We start from the raw sequence: 18,538 nt of genomic DNA on the forward strand, positions 1-18,538 counted from the left end.
CCATGTCGAGCGTGGCAGACCTGCGACTGCCGATGCGGGCCCGCAATGCCGGCGAGGAACTTTCGTTGTGGCTGACCCAACCAGCCGTCGTGCGCCCCGCCATCGCGGGAGCGTCAGCGCTGGTGTGTTTCGGGGCTGGAGCGATCGCCGCGAGGAACAACACGCAGGGGATCATGCTGATCGGCGGATTGCTGTCGCTGGTCCTCCTGTTGGTCCGGCCGCTGCGAATGGTCGACGTCGCCATCTTCTTGAGCTTCGCCTCGCTACCACCGGCACTTCGGGTGGGCACGAATGTCGGCCCTCTCACGGTCTACCCCTACGAAGCGGCGGTCGTTCTCGCGATCGTGTTCCTGATGTTCTCGACGGAGGTGCGATTCGGCGACCTGATTCCCGGCTGGATCTTCCTGGTCACCATCGCGATCTTCACGGCGCGGGGACACGAGGCCGGTAACGACATCGAGCGACTCGCTCGCGAATCACAGTTTCTTGTCGAGATGGTGGCGGGGTTCATGCTGGCCGTGTTGATCGTCCGGGCGGGCGCCGTGCGACAAGCCCTCCTGGCCGTGGGCGTGACACTGTGGTTCTCGGCCATCATGCTGGTCATCAGCTCCCTCACCGGGCTGGTGCTCAGTGGCCGAACCGAAAGCCTCGTCCGCGAAACCGGAGCTTCCGAAGCGGTGCGGTTGCTCACCTCGACCCAGGCCCTGAGCATGGCGGTACTCTGCGTGCTCGCGGCGGCCTACCTGATGGGTGTGGCGCGGGCATCGAACTTTGTGGCGTTCGGGATCCCGTCGCTGGTGACCACACTGCTCTCGTTCTCCAGGAGCACCTTGATCGCGCTGGCGCTGACCGTCGCGTGCGTGGCACTTGCCGCCATGAGTCGTAACACGCTCGTCCGGGTGGGAAAGCTGATTGCTTACGGCGCTGTGGTCACTCTCGGACTCGTGCCATTGCTCCTCTACCTGCTCGGGGGATCCGGTGCGGGCACATGGTTGTCGGATCAGGTCAGTGCCTTCACCATCCGGGTGTTCGGCGGTGTCTCGACGAATGCACTGGCGGTCGACAGCTCCACCATCGCGCGGCTGCACGAGAACGCGAACCTCGAACGGGCCATCGAGCAGTCGCCCCTTCTCGGGCATGGGCTCGGGTACGCCTATCAACTGCCGTTCGGGAAGGCGGGCGAATTCTCGGCCACGCTCGGCACGACGTACGCACACAACTTCTACCTCTGGTGGCTGGTGAAGGCGGGCGTCTTCGGAACGGTGATGCTTGCGGTATTCGCGCTCACGCCGATTGTCCGCGCACTGACGAGCAGGTCGGTTCCCGCGCTGATCTGCGCCGCCGTTGCCGTCGGGCTGTTGTTCGTCTGCATCGTCGACCCGCTACCGCTCGATCCCCCGAACGCGCTGGTCCTCGGCGGCATTCTCGGCGCGGCAATGGGATTCGCGACGATGGCTCGCTCCGGGCGACAGACCGGCACACCGGGTACCGGGAGGGATCTCCGTGTCTGACCGGGCCGAGCGGAGGGTGCGGGTCCTGATCGTCGGACCCGCACCGTCGGGTCCGCTCAGTCGCGGCGGCATGGCGACCGTCACGCGGCTCATGCTGGACACCCCGGATTCGCGATTCGCGATCTCGTCAGTGGCGACCTACGTCGACGGGAGTCTCGCGCAGCGCCTGCGCGTGGGCGTACGCGGCATGATCGTCGCGTCCTGGTGTCTGCTGCGCGGGCGGGCCGATGTGCTGCACGTCCATCTCTCTCACGGCGGCAGCGTGATCCGAAAGTCACTGCCGCTGCTGACCGCCCGCGCGATCGGTGTGCCGGCCGTGATCCACGGACACAGCTTCGACTTCGCGGGGTGGTTCGAGGGGCTTCCTGCTTTCGCTCAGCGGTTGGTGCGAGCGGCGTTGCCCGCCACTCGGTGGCTGGTGCTCGGCGAGGGGTTGGCGCAGCAGTACGCGGACTGTATGAAGCTGCCGCCGGCCAAGGTGGGGGTGCTCTACAACGCCGTGCGGATTCCGCGGAGCCGGGTGCATCAGGGTGACGCCGACCCGGTTCGCGCGGTCGCGCTCGGCCGGCTCGGCACGCGAAAGGGCAGCTATGACTTGATTGCTGCGCTGGCGATCCTTCCACGGGAGGTGCGGAGCCGCCTCCAGGTCACGGTCGCGGGTGATGGCGAGATCGAGGAGGTCCGGACCGCGGCACGTGAGGCCGGGGTGCAGGACATCGTTGCCGTGGTCGGATGGATCGGTCCGATCGAGCGGGACGACCTCCTCGGCCGGTCGCATGTCTTCGTGTTGCCGAGCTACGACGAGGGCCTGCCGATGGCGCTCCTGGAGGCGATGGCACACGGGCTGGTGCCCATCGCGACGCCGGTCGGCAGCATCGGCGAAGCGATCACCGACCGGGTGGACGGGCTGTTGGTCACCCCTGGCGATCGGGGTGCGCTCGTCGACGCCCTGTCCGCAGTGGTGCTCGACGACGCGCTGCGAACCAGGCTCGCCGCGGCCGCGCGCGATCGGGCCTCCGCGTTCGACCTCAACCGCTGGTATTGCGAACTGGGTTCTGTGTGGGACGGTTTGGCGCGGGATTCGCGACGCCGACGCGGTCGAACAACTCCATGAACAGGCCCGCGGCGCGATCGGCCGGGTAGTGGTCCCGGTAGTGGTCCGCAGACGCGGCGCCGCTCGACGCGGCGAACGCCGGATCGGCCAGGCGGTCGAGCGTCGCGGTCAACCCCACCACATCATCGACACCGACCGGCGCAGCGTGCGGCGGCTGAAACTCCGGTAGCGCGCCCTCGCGCGAGACGATGGGCGTCACCCCCAGCTGCATCGACAGGACCTGCACACCGCTCTGCGTCGCCCGCCGATAGTGTGCGATGGACCCCTTGGCATGGGAAATCTGCTCGAGCACGTCCGGGTACGAATACGGCCCACGGATCCAACGGGTGTGTGAGGGAAGCGGATCGGATAGCTGGCCGTCCCCGATGAGTATCAATTCGTCACCGCGCCAGTCCGGACCGCCGACGTGGGCATGCCAGGACTCGAACACGACCTCGATGTTCTTGTAGGCGTTGAGCCTTCCGAGCAAGACGAAATCGTGACGCTCGTGTGCAGGGGAAGGTTCCGGCACCAGATCGGCGGGCAGGTCGCTGGTGAGTGGGATCACCGTCAGTGCGCTGTGGCGCACATCGGGTCGGTCCCTGATCGCGGCGGCGACGTACTCGCTGAAGGCCACCGTGGCCACGGAGCTCGCGGCCCAGCGGTCGAACACGATTCGTTCGGGTGCCGGCCGCTGCTCGGCGTCGTCGTGCGGCCGGTCGTCGTGGATCAGTTGAACCCGTGGCGCGAGCGCACCGAACGCCATCCATCGCGGGTCTCGAACCAGTTCGGCGACCACCACGTCGGGCGAGAACCGGGTGGCCGCGCGCCACCCGTGCAGGAATTGCCTCCAGCTGTCGGGATCCTTCAGTCGCGTGTTCAGCACCGCTTCGTATTCACGGGCGGTATCGGACTGCGGGTGCTGATCCGTCGTCACCAGCATCACGTCCGCACCGCGCTCCGCAAGCGCTTCGACGTGGACCCGTGCGAGCGATCGCATCCACGGCGACAACCAGAGAACTCGCATCATGTCACCGCCTCGCACCCGCGCGCACCACACCCTGATTCGCCTGCACGCTCTCGATGGCCGCGACGTACGCATCCGCCATCACCTCGATCGTGTAGTTGGCGCGCATGCGTTCGAACCCGCGCCTTCCGATTCCGGGCAGGCCGTCGGGCTCGTTGATGCACCGGGCGAGTGTCGAACGCCAATTCGCCACGGAGACAGGGTCGACCACGACCCCTGCCTCGCCGTGCGCGAGCATCTCGGGGACAGCGCACACTCCGGAGGCCGCAACCGGGATCTGTCTGGCCATGGCCTCGAGGATCACCAGCGGAAAGGCCTCAGAGCGGCTGGGGACACAGAGCAGGTCGCAGTCGGCGAGGGCGGGCTCCGGGCCGGCGGACCACCCGCGCCAGTGCACCCGGTGGCGCAGTTCGCGGGGGGTCAGCGCCTCCAGTCGCTCGCGATCCGGTCCGTCTCCGAAGATGGACAGCTCCCAGGACAGCTCGCGCAGCCCGTCGAGTGCCTCGATCAGCAGGTGCGGATTCTTGTGCGCGACAATCCGCGAGAGCATCACCAGTTGGAGCGGGCGCCTGTCGATCCGCGGGGATCTCGCGACAGGGTCTCGCAAAGCGACCGAGGAGATGACCCCGTTCGGCACGCTGAACCAGCGGTCTCCCAGATTCTGGTACGCGGTGAGTTCCTCCCAGTGCTTCTCGGCGAGCGCGATGAACCCGTCCGCCTGCCGCATGGCGGCACCGAGAGCCAGGGAGTACGTGGGGCCGCCCGGATCGGGGGGTGTGTGTGCGGCGACCAGCCAGCGCCGATCCGGGCCGAGGCGCCGCCACAGCGCGGAGAATCCGGCCTCGGTGTTCGTATCGCCGCTGATGACGACCGCAGGGCCGGAGTTTATCTCGATGCTCGGTGCCCACCACGGGTGTCGAAGTACCCGTATCGAATGCGGAATCTCTCGCAGCAGGGGGCCGTACCTCTGCAGGCACACAAGGGTGACCTGATAACCGCGTTTGTCCAATTCTGTTGCCAGCAACGCCTTCTGGCGTTCGGCTCCGCCGTAGACGAGTCGGTTGGAGGTGATGATCACGGCTGGTCGATCGGGATGCGGGGCAGGTCTGCTTCGACGCAGCTCGCGTGTGGACCGTTGGACCCGCTCGAGCAGTGCCGATCCCGCCAGGTAGGCGTCGGCTCGGTGGACGCCGCGCTGATGCTCCAGGATCAACGCAGAGTTCGTGCGGAGCAGGTCCTGGTTGCGTCGGCCTTCGGAGTCACCGTCGGCGCGTGGCGTGTGGTCGGAGTGCTCGGCACCGACCTCGTCAGCGAGGAGTATTCGCCAGCCCGCCGACCGCGCCCGATACTGCCAGTCCGTCTCCTCGCCATAGAGGAAGAATTCTTCGTCGAAGGGCCCGATGGCGTTCCACGCGTCGCGGTTGACCGCCAAGCAGGCGCCGCCGACATACCCCTCGACCGCGAAGGGCTGCCGCGCGTATCTGTAGGACAGCGGCGTCCGCCTCAGCCGTGCGGAGTATCCGGCCGTGTCGACCAGAGCTCGCAGGAGGTTCACCTTCCGCCGCGCGACGTCCCAGTCCGTATTGCGACCCGGTGCCGCTGGGTCCCCGTCGCCCTCCTTGATCAGCGGCGACACCGCGGCGACCCCCGGCCGGCGGATCAGTGCCAGAGTCTTGGTCAGCGGTCCCAACAGAGTCGCGTCGGGATTGAGGAAGAGCAGATCGGTGTCGGGTGGCGTGTGGTCGACAAGTGCATTGACGGCGGCCGCATAGCCGATGTTCACCGACCCCATGACCCAGTTGACGTCGGGGTGCCTGGCCGCGAGATCCTCTCGGCCGGGATGGCCGTCGCCGGTGTTCTCGTAGACGTGGACACTGCGCCCCGGCAGGTGCGTGGCGACTGCGGACAGACACTTTTCAACAAGGGCGTTGCTCTTGTAGGTGACGATGAGCACGCTCAAGGCCGGAGCGGTACGTGTGGGGTGCGCAGGCGGCCCTGTTGGGTCATGGCCGCGCCGCAGATAAGCTCGATCCAGTTCTCGTGCCATCTCAGCACACTCCTTGCCCATTCTCATATGCGTTGCGGAACATGCGAAATCACGTCGCCGCCTCGGATCGACCTGATGGTCCGCGCGGTGACCGGACCGACGGCCAGGTTTGTCAGCAGGTACGAGGCTGCGGCCGCCGCGCCGGTGACCAGAACGTGTTGATCGCTCAGCGCGAGCACCACGGCCACACTGACCGCAGACGGCACCAGCAGCCGCAAGAGGAACGTCCCGGGCGTGCGGTAGCCGCAGTTTCGGCCCAATTGCCAGGTGGCTATCAGGAGTCCGAAGACCTCGGTACACACCAGTGCAGCGCCTGCCCCGACCGCGCCGAAGTGCGATGCGAGCGAGATGTTCAGTGCGATGTTCAAGCCGACGGTGGCGATGCTCAGGCGGAACAGGAAGACCTGGTCGTGTGCCGCGAAGAGGGCCTGCCCGAGTGTTCCGGTGACGAAGCGGACTGCGGCCGCGATGAACAGCAGGGCCAGCGTGGGTCCGCCGCGGGCCACGAATTTCTCATCGGCGAGCAGTGCGATGAGCGGGCCCGACAGCATCGCGCCGACGATCCCGATCGGTACGCCGAGGAAGAACATCGTTTCTACGCCGTGTCGCAGGAAGGTCGCGAATGCCGATCGATCGCGCGCGTAGATCTCGGTCATCGTGGACAGGCTCGACTTCAGGAAGAAGGTGGACAGCACCAGCGTGGTGAACGCGAGCGTGTACGCGAGCCCGTAGGCGCCGACCTCCTCCGGAGTGCTCAGCAGGCTCAGGATCACCCCGTCGATTCGCCAATACAGCGCTGCGATGATCAGCACGCCCATCTGGGGCAGGCTCTCCCGGATCAGACTCCGGCTCTCTGCGAGGGAGAACACCGGACGCCAGGAGTGAATTCGCGCCGCGGCAGCCCCTTGGATGACGAGCGTGACGGCAGGTGGAATCAGCTGTACCACCGCGAACCAGATGACGTCGGCGCCGATGGAGACGAGATATGCAGTCGCCCCGAGTGATGCCAGCCGACTGACGAAGTCCGAGACCGCGACCGCGGTGAATCGAATCGTGGTCAGAAACACCGGTTCGAAACAGGTTGTCAGGCTGGTCAGGACCAGGCTGATCGCGACGATGACGAGCATGCTGCGCACGGCGGGATCGTCGTAGACGAGCATTCCGGACCCAGCCGCGATCACCGCAAGCGGGACGCAGTACAGCACTGACAGGCCGGAATTGACCCGGACCAGGCGATGGAGTTCCCCGCGGCCGGAGGTCGCCCGGCGCACGATGACGGCGCCGATTCCGAGCTCGGTCAGGCTGGTCCACATGCCGATGAAGACGATCGCGATGGTCAGTTGTCCGTATGGACCCGGGCCGAGATGCCGGGCCGTGAGCGCGACGGTGACTACCGATGCCGACATACCCAAGATGCGGAACACCAACTGGGTGCCGAACGCCCTGACTATCCGGTCGTTCGCAACGTGTGGGGGAGCGGTCGCATCCTGAGGCATCTTCTCCGCCATCGGATCATCCGGGGTTCGCGTGCGCATCCAGGATCCGGGCGGTGCGCAGGCGTACCAGGGCGGGCGGGCCTTCGATGAGGTAGCGGCGCGCCAACCGCCTTGGTTCGTGGCTGAGCCGATAGAACCATTCCAGTCCGGCCGACTCCATCCATTGCGGCGCTCGATGTTTGACATTGACCAGGAAGTCCGTAGCGCCGCCGAACGGAAGCATGATCTTCGCCCCGGCATGCCTGCCGTACCGGTTGATCCACTGCTCCTGGCGTGGTTTGCCCAGACTGACGACCAGCATGTCGGTCTCGACCTCCCTGATTTCCTGCGCGAGTTCCATAGATCTGCAGTCGATCTCGGCGCGTGTTGGTGACCACAGTCCGGACACCGGCAGACCTGGAAAGCGGTTGGCGATGACCGGCCCCAACAGTCGATGCGACTCCGCGGTGCCTCCGAAGAACCCGACTCGTCGCCCCTCGGCCTCGGCCACGCCGAGCAGTCGCGGCAGAAGATCGGCGCCGGTGACTCTCGGCCAGCTCGCGCCGCTCAACGCGTTTCCGCGTCGCGCGATCGGCATCCCGTCTGCGAGCAGCAACCACTCCGGATCCGCGGCATCGGCAGGTGCGCAGCCGCAGGTCCGAAAATGGTGCAAGTGATCGAGGTTCACCGAACCGATCGACAGCGCAGACGATGCTGCGCGGCGAAGGCGAGAGCGCACGAGGTCCACCACCTCGTCCTCGGTGTAGCGCATCACGACGTCCCCGCAGACCATCATGCGTACCGGCGGGTCCAGCAGTGGCCGACGGTCCATCGCTACCTACTGATCGGCGGGATGCCCGCCGGTAGCTTCGCCTGCGCAGCGAGCAGTTGGTCGACGAGCCGGCCCTCGGGAAGTCGGACGTCGTCGTACGTGAGCGTTGCATCCTTCGGCACGTCGTGGACGAGTTCGCAGTCCTGTGCCGCGCCGATCGGGAGCAGGCGCTCGGTCCTGGCTATGTGTGCCTTCTCGGCCTCACCGTAGTAGTCGTATCCGCCGAGTCGGTCCAGGACGGTCCCCGCCTTCAGCTGTCGCTTGGCGGTGGCGACGGCCTCGACATGACGGGTGCCGAGCGCCCGAACGGTGGCGTCGCCGAGCAACGCGGCTCGCGCGATCGAATGTGGAACCTCGAAATGACACAGGTGGTACGGGGTGTAGAAGCTGTAGAGCGGGCCCTTGCCGAGCTTGTACAGCTCCAGGTAGTGCTGTTGCTTCGTATCATCTTGTGCAGCAAGAACATAGATGCCCGGGTTTGGCTTCGTATAGACGACGTAGTCGACCGCCCCGCCGAGCCCGCGCAGCTCATCGACGTCGTACATCTCCGTCAAATCGTCGACGTGACCGTCGTGATCGCGGCCCAGCATCCCACGTCGATGCACCGACATCCCGGTTGCGTTGGCGACGATCGACTGCTCGACGCTCATCTTCGTGCCGTCGGCGAAGCTGGTCACCATCCACGGGTCCTGGCCCCACCGCTCCGCGAATCCTTGCTGCGTGGTGGGGTTTCGGTAGGGGTCCTGCAATCCCTTGATGTTCCCGCACACCAACGGGGTCAGTCCGATGCTGCGAACAAACCGGTAGAGGTTCATCTCGACGCCGGGCTGGTCGCCATCGCATCCGGTGAAGATCACCCCTGCCGCGTCCGCACGACGGCCCAGCTCCGCCCCTGCGGTGGCGTCGACCTCCGCATTCATCAGCACCAGGTGCTTGCCGTTCTCGAAGCAATCCAGGGCCAGGTGGCATCCGAACTCGACGGCGCCGGTAACGTCGACGACCACGTCTATGGACTCCGCTCGAGTGATGTCCGAGAAGTCTTGGGTGACCGCGGGCGTGCCGTTGGCAATGGCCCTGTTCAGCTCAGCCAGCCCGGTGACCTCGACCGCATAGGGCACGCCCGCCTCGATGAGCGCGCGCTTCGCCTGAGCGGGATTGCGTACGGCGATCACAGAGACAACCATCCCAGGAACACTGTTGACGATCTGGTTGACGAGGCCGCGGCCCATGAAGCCGCACCCGGCCATCGCGACCCTGATGGGGTTGTCCGCCTTGGCGCGTTCCTGCAGGAGGGTATCGATGTACATCATGGTTCCGGCGTTCCGGTGTGGATGATCAGCGGCCAGCTCGCGTCCTTGTCCGAGATGACGGACACCGGGAGTGGCCACATGACGCCGAAAGCGGGGTCGTCATAACGGAACCCCTGTTCGCCCGCGGGCGCATACGGACCACTCACCTGATAGATGACCTCGGTGTCGGTGGTGAGCGTCTGGAATCCGTGCGCCACGTACGGCGGGAGGAAGAGCGCTCGATGGTTGTCGGCGGTGAGCTCGACCTTTACGTGCTCGAGGTAAGTCGTCGAGTGCGGGCGCACGTCCACCGCGACGTCGACCACCGCACCGCGGGTGCAACGGACGAGTTTGGCCTCGGTGTAGGGCGGGCACTGGCGATGCAGACCGCGCAGTGTCCCGGTGGCGTGATTGAAGGAGATGTTGGTCTGGACGACGGTGGCGGCGAGGCCGTTCGCCTCGAACTCGCCGGTGTCGAACGATCGTGAGAAGAACCCACGCGAGTCTCGGTGCGGCTCGATGTCGACGATGGTCACACCCTCCACCTCTGTGCGTGTGTATTCCATCAGCGGTCCCTCCAGAAGAGTTGTCCGTCGACCTGACCTGTCTTGATCAGATACTCGATCTGCTTGAGCCTGGTGTGGCCCCGTCCGTAGAAGGTCGATGGGTCCAGGTCGATGCTGTCGAACACCCGGTGCAGCTGGGCCGCGCCCGCCGCCACGTCCCACTCGGATCGGTAGTCCCGGAGGACCCGATAGATCTTTGCGAACGAGACGCGGTAGCTGCGATCGTCGGCGGTGGGCGGACCGAAACTCACTCCGCAGCCGGGAAATTCGCGACCAACCGCCTCCGCGATCTCGCGGACGGTGTAGTTGTTCTCGTCGGAACCGACATTGATGACCACCGAATGTACCGTCTCCCGGTCCGCCCGAAGGGTGCAGCGAATCGCCCGGGCGATATCGAGCGCGTGGACCAGTGGGCGCCACGGCGTACCGTCGCTCGTCATCGCGAGTTCGCGCTCTGTCCAGGCCAGGCCGGCGAGGTTGTTCAGCACGATGTCGAACCGCATCCGTGGCGATGCGCCGAATGCGGTGGCGTTCCGCAGGACGGTGGGGGAGAAGCCGTCGTCCGCCATCCCCATGAGGTCGCGCTCGACCAGCGCCTTGCACAGCGCATACGATGTGAGCGGATTGAGCGGGCTCGTCTCGTCGACGGTGCCGTCCGCCACGCCATAGACGCTGCACGACGACATGTAGACGAATCGAGAAACCCCAGCGGCCTTCGCCCGTTCTGCCAGCTGGACCGAGCCGAGGTGGTTGATCTCGAACGTCACGTTCCCGATCAGATCGCCGATCGGATCGTTGCTGAGCTCGGCCATGTGGACGACAGCCTCATAGCCGCGAAGGTCGTCCACGCTGACGTCCCTGATGTCTTTGGCGATCGTGTGCGGGGTCTGGTCGATGCCGTTGTAGAGCCACCCTGCCTTGTAGTAGCCGGTGTCCAGTCCGGTCACCTCGTGGCCTTCGGCGAGCAGGGTCGGCGCGAGCAGGCAGCCCAGGTAGCCTTCGGTTCCGGTGACGAGTATGCGCATGTCACTTCCTTCCGAATCGGAGGGTCGACTTCTCCACCACGAACGCCTCGGCGTGGGGGCGGTGGCTCTGGATCCCGCGCAACCGGGACATACCAAGGAAGGACTGCTCGTCGAACCAGTCATGGGTGGTCTGCGACGGGTAGTGCTTCATCAGCACCCGGGCCTTCTCCTCGGCCACTCTGGTCGTGAGCGGGTGGAACGCCGTGGGTTGAGGCGTGTCCGCCTCCCATTTGAGGATCTCGTACCCGAGAACGAGATGGTCCCGGAACACGGTCGGTACCAGTTCGGCCAGCAGCCGGTGATCCTGGTGCGCGTCACCGCGCTGGGGCGCGAACACCACGTCGGGGGAGACGTCTCGCGCGAACGCCTCGAGCGCGGTCTTGATTGGATCCCAGTATCCGGGCGCGTGGCCGTCGGGGATGTCGAGAACGGTGAGTTCGAGGTCGGCGCGGGGGCACAGTGCGGCGAGCGCGTGCCGCTCCTCGATCTCTCGTCGCGAATCGGTGCCGGACATGACGAAAGCGCGAACGCGGAGGTCGGGCATTGCGTTCGTGAGGGTGAGGAGTGTGCCGCCGACGCCGATTGCGATGTCGTCGCAGTGTGCGCCGAGCACTGCAATCTCGGCGATGTTGAGAGCGTGCAGGTCGATCATGGGCCGGGTACCGGTTGAGGCTGCGTCCAGACCATCCAGGGGTGGATGCCCTTTGCGTAATCGGCGTCCAGATCGGCGCGCTCCTTGAACGTGTCGGCGGGCTTCCAGAACCCGTCGTGCCGGTAGCCGAACAAACGGCCTTGGCCCGCGAGCGCTCCGCACGCGTCCGCGACCAGATCGCCGCCCTGGGGAAGTAGATCGAATATCTCCTGGGTGAGGACGAAGTACCCACCGTTCTCCCAGATCGGCATGTCGCTCACGGCGGTGATCTCCTTGATCTCGCCGTTGCCTGCGACGTCGACGCAATGGAACGACGACTGAGGAGGGACGACCAGCATCGATGCCGCGGCACCGGAGGCGCGGAACGCGGCGATCACCCGATCCAAGGGCGCGTCGGTCAGCACGTCGGCATAGTTCGCCAGGAAGCACTCGTCGCCGTTCAGGTACGGCCGCACCCGTCGGAGTCGCTCGCCGATCGCCGACTCGACACCCGTGTCGACGAACGTGATGGACCAGTCGCTGATGTCCGAGTCGAGGAGTTCGACGGTGTGGCCGTGAAGAACGAAGTCGTTCGAGGCGGCTTCCTCGTACCTGAGGAAGAACTCCTTGATGTGTTCGGCGCCGTACCCCAGGCACAGGATGAACTCGTTGTGCCCGTAGTGGGCGTAGTAGCGCATGACATGCCACAGCAGTGGCCGGGCCCCCACAGTCTGCAGCGGTTTGGGCAGGAGGTCCGCCGCGGTGTTGCGCATTCGCATCCCGTATCCGCCACAGAACAGGACGACCTTCATGCTGTTCACCTCCTGGAGAGGTTCTGCCGGCTACCCAGCTACGGGTGGGGCAGGCGGCGAATTGTCTCCGCCGAGTTCGCTCTACCCAGACTAACCACACCCAAAGTTGCTACACAAGACAAAAACAGACTGAAAGTAGGTTTAAATGCGCGTTGCGCCCGACGGGGTCTGCCCGCTGAAATCTGGTTGGTGGGTGCCGAATCCGTGGCGGCTTCGGGTCCTGATTTTGCAGCGTCGGGGCGCGGCGTGGGCGGTTATTGTTGACCTACGCGCGGCGGAGTCGGGCCGTCAGTGGCAACTTACGAGTGGCGCGTTGCCAGGGAGGATCTGTCGTCATGAGAATTCGGCCGACGGAGATCGAATTCCTCGAACTCGGGGAGACGCTCGTGGCGGGCCTGCCGGTGCGAAGTCCGAAGCGTCCTCTCGGGGTGCTGCAAGACCGCAATCTCGAGTCGGCGTGGTCCGGCGTTCTCCAGGAGGACGTGCCGGGGCCGTTGGCTTCGATCTACACCGACCACGCGACCGAGAACGATTCCTACTACACGCAGATCGTCGGTTATCAGTGCTCGTCGATCGACGAGGTGCGGCGGGGACACCTGGTCGCCCGGATCCCAGCCGGCCGATACGCCAGGTTCGTGTCCCTCGGTGAATTCCCGGGCGTGGTCGCCGAATTGTGGGACCAGGTACGTGATGCCGTGGGAGAGGGGCGGATCAGCCGTGCCTTCACCGGCGATTTCGAACGCTATCCGAATGCCTTTCGAATCGATCTGTATGTTTCGGTTCGAACCGTGCCCGGGGAGGCGTCCGCATGAGCTTCACAATCGTCAAACGCGGAGTGCAGGACTTCGGCGGCTTGGTACTACCGAATGTCGAGACCGGGCCAGGCGAAAGAGTCGGTGGCCTGATGGAGTTCACGCGCGAGCGAATTCTCCAGCGTGGGGTTGCAGAGATCGTGACCGTATACGTTCCGAGCAGTGACGGCCGGTCGTCCGCGGTGATCGGATACCCGTGCGCCGACCTGGACGACCTCGTGCTCGGTGACGTATTGGTGCGAGTTCCCGGCGGTTACTTCGCGGTGTTCACCTCGGACGGCCCGGTTGACGATCCGGTCGACGATGTATGGCGACAGGCGGAACTGGCGGCGAAGGAGGGGCGCATCGACCGGGCGTTCGCCGAGGAGATCGAGTTCACGCGTACGTCGAGTTCTGTAGAGCTCTTCATTTCTCTCGTATAGCGGATTCGCTCGCTCGGATCGCCTATTTCACGCCGCGGATTGTCGCATGGTGACAAAGCCGCGACAACCGAGAAGAGTTGTTGACGATAAGCGAGATCATCGGTACTGAGCGTCGGCTGGAAGAAATTTGCTGGAACCGGCGGTCCGATGACTTCCAGGCCGGTACCTCGACTCTGGGAATGGAGCAATTGAGATGGCAAGTAACTCTGCCTGCACGACAACTCCGGGGGAAAAACCGCGTATCGAATCCAGAAGTGTGTGGGACCCACAGTCGCAATGTCGATTCGTTGCCGCCCGTCCTGCCGGGGAGCCGGAGCTCTGGTCCGCATACCTGGCCGGAGCGTTGGGCGGCTACCGCAAGTACGGCGCCGAGGGTGCCCTGGACTACGAACGGACACGCGACGGCGAGTCGACGGCGTTGTTCTTCGTCGCAATTGCGGGAGACGGGTTCGTGGCGGGTGGGTTGCGGGCACAAGGCCCCTATCAGCGCGCGGAACAGGCTCACGCCACCCTGGAGTGGGCGGGGCATCCAGGGGCAAGGGCGGTGCGCACGATGATCACCGACCGCATTCCATTCGGGGTCGTCGAGATGAAAGCCGCATGGGTGGCGGACGGAGTCGCCCGACGAACCGAGCTCACCCGGTCCTTGGCCGGAATCGGTTGTTGCACTTTGGAAATACTGGACGTCCAGTTCCTCCTGGCCACCGCGGCCGAGCACGTGCTGCACTTGTGGGCATCGTCGGGCGGCGAGGTGGCACAGCACATTCCGTCGACACCGTATCCGGACGAGCGATACCGGACGCGAATGATGTGGTGGGATCGGCGAAACCGTCAGAATCTCGGAGCGGTCAAGGGAACGAATCAGTTCACGCGGATGCGTGCGCAGTGGCCGGCAGACGACGATGATGAATCGATCAGACTGCACCGCTCGAACTGAGGCTCGGAGCGTGTCATGGAGGTGCCCCGCCAGCAGTACACGGCGACATTGCTTGCTGACGGGTGCGACGATGACGCGGACTTGCTCGCGACGCTTCGCGAGGGCGGGGATGTCGTCTTCCACGACGAACTCGAGGCGCAACGGAATGCTGTTCGTGCGATCCTCCCGCCCGTGGAATCGGATGAGCGCCCGGCCTGGGCCTATTACCCGTGGCGGCGGGCGGCCGTCCGGGTCCTCGGTCCATCCGGGTTCCGGCTGGTGCGCCTCGACCGGAATCGAAACAAGATCACTCGTGCGGAACAGGGGCGGCTGGCGCAACTCGCCGTGGGGATTGTCGGCCTCAGCGTCGGCCACGCGGTTGCGGTGGCGCTGACCCTCGAAGGTAGCTGCGGTGCCATCAGGCTCGCCGACTTCGATGCGGTCGAGCTGTCCAATCTGAACCGGGTACCCGCTACGGTCTTCGACCTCGGAGTGAACAAGGCAATCGTCGCCGCCAGGCGGATATCCGAGATCGACCCGTACCTCTCCGTCTCGGTGCAGACCGGCGGCGTCGACGCCGACACGATCGATGAGTTCCTCGAGGGACTCGATCTCGTGATCGAGGAGTGCGACTCGCTGGACATGAAGGTCGCGGTGCGGGCAGGTGCCCGTGCACGGCAGATCCCGGTGCTGATGGAGACCAGCGACCGGGGCCTGATCGACGTGGAACGGTTCGACCTCGAGCCCGACCGGCCGCTGCTGCACGGGCTGCTCGGAAACATCGAGGTGGCAGAGGTGGCAGGGTTGTCGGCGCGCCAGAAGGTGGGGCCGGCGCTGCGCATCCTGGGAGCCGAGGACATCTCGTCGCGTCTGGCGGCATCCCTGGTCGAGCTGGGCAGCACCCTGTCGACCTGGCCACAGCTCGGTGGAGACGTGCTGCTCGGCGGTGCGGTCATGGCCTCTGCCGTGCGACGGTTCGGGTTGGGTCGGCCCCTGCCGTCCGGACGCGTCCGGATCGATCTGGACGAGCACCTCGACGCATTGCGGGTACCGAGCGTCAGCCGCGACCTCCGATGTCGCGAGGCCTCGACCGTCGCCGCGCCGCCGGACGACGCCATCGGTGCGGTGGCCCACGCGGTGAGCCGGGCGCCTTCCGGGGGCAACGCGCAGCCCTGGAAGGTGCGCGCCGACGAGGGTGCGCTCCGGCTGTATCTCGATGCCGGCCGATCCGCGGCGATGGATGTGCAGCGCCGTGGCAGTTACGTCGCGCTCGGCGCCGCGATCTTCAATGCCAAGGTGGCTGCGGCGGCACACGGCAAGCTCGGACCGGTCGAGTTGTTCGGCGGTGACGACGTGCCGACCCTGGTGGCCACCCTGACCTTCGGCGAAGGATCCGACGCGCAACTCGCCCGTCACTACGACGGCATGCTGCGGCGCGGGACGAATCGCCATGTTGGGGTTCCTGCGCCCATCGCGCCCGAGACGGAACTGGCGCTGGCGGGGGCGGCGCGCGCCGAGGGCGCACGCCTGTCTGTGCTCGCCGATAGGCGTGACATCACCGCGGCTGCGGAGGTCTTCGCGGCCTCGGAACGGGTGCGTCTGCTTGACCCTCGACTGCACCGCGAGATGATCGGCGAGCTGCGCAGTCCTGGGGACCGGTCGGAGACGGGTATCGACATCCGTTCGCTCGAGCTCGACGCCGCCGAGCTGTCGACGCTCAGGATCGTGAGCAGGCCAGACGTGATGGCGCACCTGGCCGAATGGGACCTCGGTGGGGCGCTCGGCGCCGTCACGCGGGACCGGGTCGTGTCCAGTTCTGCGCTCGCGGCAGTCGTCGTCGGTGGGTGCGAATCCCGGGACTTCGTCTGCGGTGGGGCCGCGGTGGAGAGCGTGTGGATCAGCGCAGAAGCCCATGGACTCGCGGTGCAGCCGATCGCACCGGTGTTCCTCTATGGCCTGGACGGGGCCGACCTCGACGAACTTGCTCCGGCCTACGCCGGGCAGCTGTCGCAAGGGCAGCAGGCGTTGCGTGAGTTGTTCGGCATGCTGTCAGGCGAGGTGCTCGCGCTGATCGTGCGGCTGAGCCATGCTCCTCGCGCGTCGGTTCGCAGCCGTCGACGATCGTCCGTGTTCGGCGCGGCCACCGGGCGCTCGGAAGACTGAGGGGGCGCGCGCGTGTCAGTGCGAACTCTGGAGGAACTGGTCACCGCCGTCGCCTCTCGGCTGACCGCCACCGACGCAAAGACGTGGGTGCCCTCGGCCGAGCAGGTACTACACGATCTGGTCGACTACTTCGAACTCGATGCCTGCTTCCTGCGGCGCAACGATCACGAGATCGGTGCGACGATCCTGGTGGCGGAGTGGCCGAAGCGGCCGTTCGTGCCCGATCCCGACCCTCTCGCCATTGTCTATTTCGCCGATGCCGACCCCGATTTCGCGAGGGCGGAGCACCTGAAGGAGGTCGGCTTCGTACGTCCGGGACAGGACAGCGACGATTATCAGGATCGGGTGGCCAAGAGCACAGGGGTGCCGAAGGTCACCCTGGCCGCGGTCCCACTGCTGTCGGGGGAGGTCACGACGGGAACGTTGGGGTTCATCAAGTTCGGGGACCGCGAATGGGGTATCGAGGAAGTCAACGTGCTCAAGGCGATCGCCGCGCTGCTGACCCAGGTCCAGGAACGGGTACGAGCGGAGGAGCACATCCGGCACACGGCCGACCACGACGAGCTCACCGGCCTGGCGAACCGGCGCGTGCTGGTGGAGTGTCTGGAACGCCGGATGGAGCGCGGGATGCCGGGACCGGTCGCGGTCCTGTTCTTCGACCTGGACCGGCTCAAATCTCTCAATGATTTTCTGGGCCATACCGCGGGCGATGCCTTCATCGTCGAGATGAGTGATCGGTTGCGCAGGTATGTGGGCGACCGGGACATCGTTGCCCGGTTGGGCGGGGACGAGTTCGTCATCGTGTTCGGTGGGGAGGTCGACCTCGCCGCCGCCCGCGTCAAGGCGACAGATATCAACGGCATCGTCAACGAGGGCGTCCGTCTCGGCAGCGTGTCGGTGAGCCGTGGCGCGAGTTTCGGGATCGCGGTCGCGATACCGGGCCAGTGCTCGGGCGCGGACCTGCTGTGGCAGGCTGATCACGCCGTGTTGGCGGCAAAAGCGCAGGGGGGCAACGCTATCGCCACGTTCAACGAGGACATGCGGGCGGAGTTCGAGATCCGCACGATCATCGAGTTGAGTCTCCGGACGTCGATCAACGACGACTCTCTGCACCTGGTGTATCAACCGGAGGTCGACATGCGCAACGGTACGGTGCTTGCGGTTGAAGCGCTGGTGCGATGGGATCATCCGGCACTCGGGCTGTTGCTGCCTGCCTCGTTCATCGAGGTCGCGGAGTCGACGAATCTGGCGTCCGAACTCGGGATCTGGGTATTTCGAACGGCCTGCCGTCAGTTTGCGCGGTGGCGATCCGAGATTCCCGATCTCGACCTCTGTCTGCGGGTCAATGTGTCTCCGGCGCAACTGGTCGGTCTCGACTTTCTCGAAGGTACCGCTCAGGTCCTGAACGAGTACGAGATCGCAGGCGAGAGCGTGTGCCTGGAGATCACCGAGAACGCGATGGTGAGCGATCTCGATCGAACCCGGGTAACCCTGCGGGCCCTGTCCGACCTGGGGATCCGGGTGGCGATCGACGACTTCGGCACCGGCTTCAGCGCGCTGGCGCAACTCAAGCAACTCAAGGTCGACGTCCTCAAGATCGATCGGGAGTTCATCCGCGATCTCGGCCACAGCCGGGGGGACCTCGCCATCGTCAAATCAATTGTCAGCCTGGCGAAGTCGTTCGGCCTCGACCTGGTGGCGGAGGGTGTGGAGTCGGCGTCGGCCGCGCGAACCCTTCTCGAGCTCGGTTGTTACCGAGCTCAGGGGTTCCTGTTCAGCCATCCGCTGCCGGCCGACGAGGCGGGTGACCTCCTCCGTGAGGGCGCGATCCGGCCGTGGACGGCCTCGGCGACGGACCCCGGCACCAAATAGACCTGCACCCCCGTTTTTGGGCTTAAAAGAGGAACAGGTTCGCCA

The 18,538-nt window shown here is 65.7% G+C and carries 16 protein-coding genes; 7 read left to right on the top strand and 9 right to left on the bottom strand.

Annotation, left to right across the window (positions count from 1 at the left end):
* Positions 1-2: 2 nt before the first annotated feature.
* Complete coding sequence (locus tag ABIC28_RS11410; RefSeq protein WP_354578933.1) at positions 3-1,511, top strand: O-antigen ligase family protein; 1,509 nt, start codon at positions 3-5, stop codon at positions 1,509-1,511.
* Positions 1,504-2,625, top strand: coding sequence for a glycosyltransferase family 4 protein (locus ABIC28_RS11415; RefSeq protein WP_257017513.1), 1,122 nt, complete (start codon positions 1,504-1,506; stop codon positions 2,623-2,625). Before ABIC28_RS11410 ends, ABIC28_RS11415 begins: the two co-directional genes overlap by 8 nt.
* Here the strand turns inward: ABIC28_RS11415 and ABIC28_RS11420 are convergent.
* Genes ABIC28_RS11420 through ABIC28_RS11460 form a run of 9 tightly spaced genes read right to left on the bottom strand, consistent with a single transcriptional unit; the run spans position 2,540 to position 12,308 of the window.
* On the bottom strand, positions 2,540-3,634 hold the full coding sequence (locus ABIC28_RS11420; RefSeq protein WP_257017514.1) for a glycosyltransferase family protein: 1,095 nt from the start codon (positions 3,632-3,634) through the stop codon (positions 2,540-2,542). The two genes, ABIC28_RS11415 and ABIC28_RS11420, sit on opposite strands and share 86 nt — an antisense overlap.
* 1 nt (position 3,635) lies before the next feature.
* Positions 3,636-5,678: a glycosyltransferase gene (locus tag ABIC28_RS11425; protein WP_354578936.1), complete on the bottom strand. Its 2,043-nt coding sequence runs from the start codon at positions 5,676-5,678 to the stop codon at positions 3,636-3,638.
* 23 nt (positions 5,679-5,701) lie between these two features.
* Positions 5,702-7,174, bottom strand: coding sequence for a flippase (locus ABIC28_RS11430; RefSeq protein ID WP_097212410.1), 1,473 nt, complete (start codon positions 7,172-7,174; stop codon positions 5,702-5,704).
* Between the two features lie 16 nt (positions 7,175-7,190).
* Positions 7,191-7,985 (bottom strand): WecB/TagA/CpsF family glycosyltransferase, encoded by a 795-nt coding sequence (locus ABIC28_RS11435; RefSeq protein ID WP_097212315.1) that lies wholly within the window; start codon positions 7,983-7,985, stop codon positions 7,191-7,193.
* Between the two features lie 2 nt (positions 7,986-7,987).
* On the bottom strand, positions 7,988-9,295 hold the full coding sequence (locus ABIC28_RS11440; RefSeq protein WP_354578938.1) for an NAD(P)H-dependent oxidoreductase: 1,308 nt from the start codon (positions 9,293-9,295) through the stop codon (positions 7,988-7,990).
* Positions 9,292-9,840, bottom strand: a complete 549-nt coding sequence (locus ABIC28_RS11445) for a dTDP-4-dehydrorhamnose 3,5-epimerase family protein (RefSeq protein ID WP_354578940.1) — start codon at positions 9,838-9,840, stop codon at positions 9,292-9,294. Before ABIC28_RS11445 ends, ABIC28_RS11440 begins: the two co-directional genes overlap by 4 nt.
* A complete protein-coding gene (locus tag ABIC28_RS11450; protein ID WP_097212318.1) occupies positions 9,840-10,865 on the bottom strand; it encodes an NAD-dependent epimerase/dehydratase family protein in 1,026 nt (341 codons plus the stop codon). The genes ABIC28_RS11445 and ABIC28_RS11450 overlap by 1 nt, the downstream gene beginning before the upstream one ends.
* A 1-nt stretch (position 10,866) precedes the next feature.
* Positions 10,867-11,517 carry a PIG-L deacetylase family protein gene (locus ABIC28_RS11455; RefSeq protein ID WP_097212319.1) on the bottom strand — a complete coding sequence of 217 codons (651 nt, stop codon included), beginning with the start codon at positions 11,515-11,517 and terminating at the stop codon, positions 10,867-10,869.
* Positions 11,514-12,308, bottom strand: a complete 795-nt coding sequence (locus tag ABIC28_RS11460; protein ID WP_097212411.1) for a glycosyltransferase family protein — start codon at positions 12,306-12,308, stop codon at positions 11,514-11,516. Before ABIC28_RS11460 ends, ABIC28_RS11455 begins: the two co-directional genes overlap by 4 nt.
* Positions 12,309-12,643: 335 nt before the next feature.
* Here ABIC28_RS11460 and ABIC28_RS11465 point away from each other — a divergent pair, with 335 nt between their 5' ends.
* The 5 genes from ABIC28_RS11465 to ABIC28_RS11485 all read left to right on the top strand — a co-directional run bounded on the left by ABIC28_RS11465 (position 12,644) and on the right by ABIC28_RS11485 (position 18,493).
* Entirely contained in the window at positions 12,644-13,120 is a 477-nt protein-coding gene (locus ABIC28_RS11465) for a GyrI-like domain-containing protein (RefSeq protein WP_097212320.1), read from the top strand.
* Positions 13,117-13,542 (top strand): hypothetical protein, encoded by a 426-nt coding sequence (locus tag ABIC28_RS11470; protein ID WP_097212321.1) that lies wholly within the window; start codon positions 13,117-13,119, stop codon positions 13,540-13,542. The genes ABIC28_RS11465 and ABIC28_RS11470 overlap by 4 nt, the downstream gene beginning before the upstream one ends.
* A 256-nt stretch (positions 13,543-13,798) precedes the next feature.
* A complete protein-coding gene (locus ABIC28_RS11475; protein ID WP_097212322.1) occupies positions 13,799-14,479 on the top strand; it encodes a hypothetical protein in 681 nt (226 codons plus the stop codon).
* Between the two features lie 15 nt (positions 14,480-14,494).
* The gene (locus ABIC28_RS11480; RefSeq protein ID WP_097212323.1) at positions 14,495-16,621 is read left to right on the top strand and encodes an Rv1355c family protein; all 2,127 of its coding nucleotides are present in this window, start codon (positions 14,495-14,497) and stop codon (positions 16,619-16,621) included.
* Between the two features lie 12 nt (positions 16,622-16,633).
* Positions 16,634-18,493 (top strand): putative bifunctional diguanylate cyclase/phosphodiesterase, encoded by a 1,860-nt coding sequence (locus tag ABIC28_RS11485; protein WP_097212324.1) that lies wholly within the window; start codon positions 16,634-16,636, stop codon positions 18,491-18,493.
* Positions 18,494-18,538: the final 45 nt, after the last annotated feature.

Origin of the sequence: Rhodococcus sp. PvR044, from assembly GCF_040548995.1 — a bacterium.
In the GTDB taxonomy this organism is placed as follows: domain Bacteria; phylum Actinomycetota; class Actinomycetes; order Mycobacteriales; family Mycobacteriaceae; genus Rhodococcus_G; species Rhodococcus_G oryzae.

Excerpts from the sequence above, each read along its gene's own strand:
- ABIC28_RS11410 (WP_354578933.1), top strand. The coding sequence starts at position 3 with ATGTCGAGCGTGGCAGACCTGCGACTGCCGATGCGGGCCCGCAATGCC.
- ABIC28_RS11420 (WP_257017514.1), bottom strand. The coding sequence starts at position 3,634 with ATGATGCGAGTTCTCTGGTTGTCGCCGTGGATGCGATCGCTCGCACGG.
- ABIC28_RS11425 (WP_354578936.1), bottom strand. The coding sequence starts at position 5,678 with ATGGCACGAGAACTGGATCGAGCTTATCTGCGGCGCGGCCATGACCCA.
- ABIC28_RS11430 (WP_097212410.1), bottom strand. The coding sequence starts at position 7,174 with ATGCCTCAGGATGCGACCGCTCCCCCACACGTTGCGAACGACCGGATA.
- ABIC28_RS11435 (WP_097212315.1), bottom strand. The coding sequence starts at position 7,985 with ATGGACCGTCGGCCACTGCTGGACCCGCCGGTACGCATGATGGTCTGC.
- ABIC28_RS11440 (WP_354578938.1), bottom strand. The coding sequence starts at position 9,295 with ATGATGTACATCGATACCCTCCTGCAGGAACGCGCCAAGGCGGACAAC.
- ABIC28_RS11445 (WP_354578940.1), bottom strand. The coding sequence starts at position 9,840 with ATGGAATACACACGCACAGAGGTGGAGGGTGTGACCATCGTCGACATC.
- ABIC28_RS11450 (WP_097212318.1), bottom strand. The coding sequence starts at position 10,865 with ATGCGCATACTCGTCACCGGAACCGAAGGCTACCTGGGCTGCCTGCTC.
- ABIC28_RS11455 (WP_097212319.1), bottom strand. The coding sequence starts at position 11,517 with ATGATCGACCTGCACGCTCTCAACATCGCCGAGATTGCAGTGCTCGGC.
- ABIC28_RS11460 (WP_097212411.1), bottom strand. The coding sequence starts at position 12,308 with ATGAAGGTCGTCCTGTTCTGTGGCGGATACGGGATGCGAATGCGCAAC.
- ABIC28_RS11465 (WP_097212320.1), top strand. The coding sequence starts at position 12,644 with ATGAGAATTCGGCCGACGGAGATCGAATTCCTCGAACTCGGGGAGACG.
- ABIC28_RS11470 (WP_097212321.1), top strand. The coding sequence starts at position 13,117 with ATGAGCTTCACAATCGTCAAACGCGGAGTGCAGGACTTCGGCGGCTTG.
- ABIC28_RS11480 (WP_097212323.1), top strand. The coding sequence starts at position 14,495 with ATGGAGGTGCCCCGCCAGCAGTACACGGCGACATTGCTTGCTGACGGG.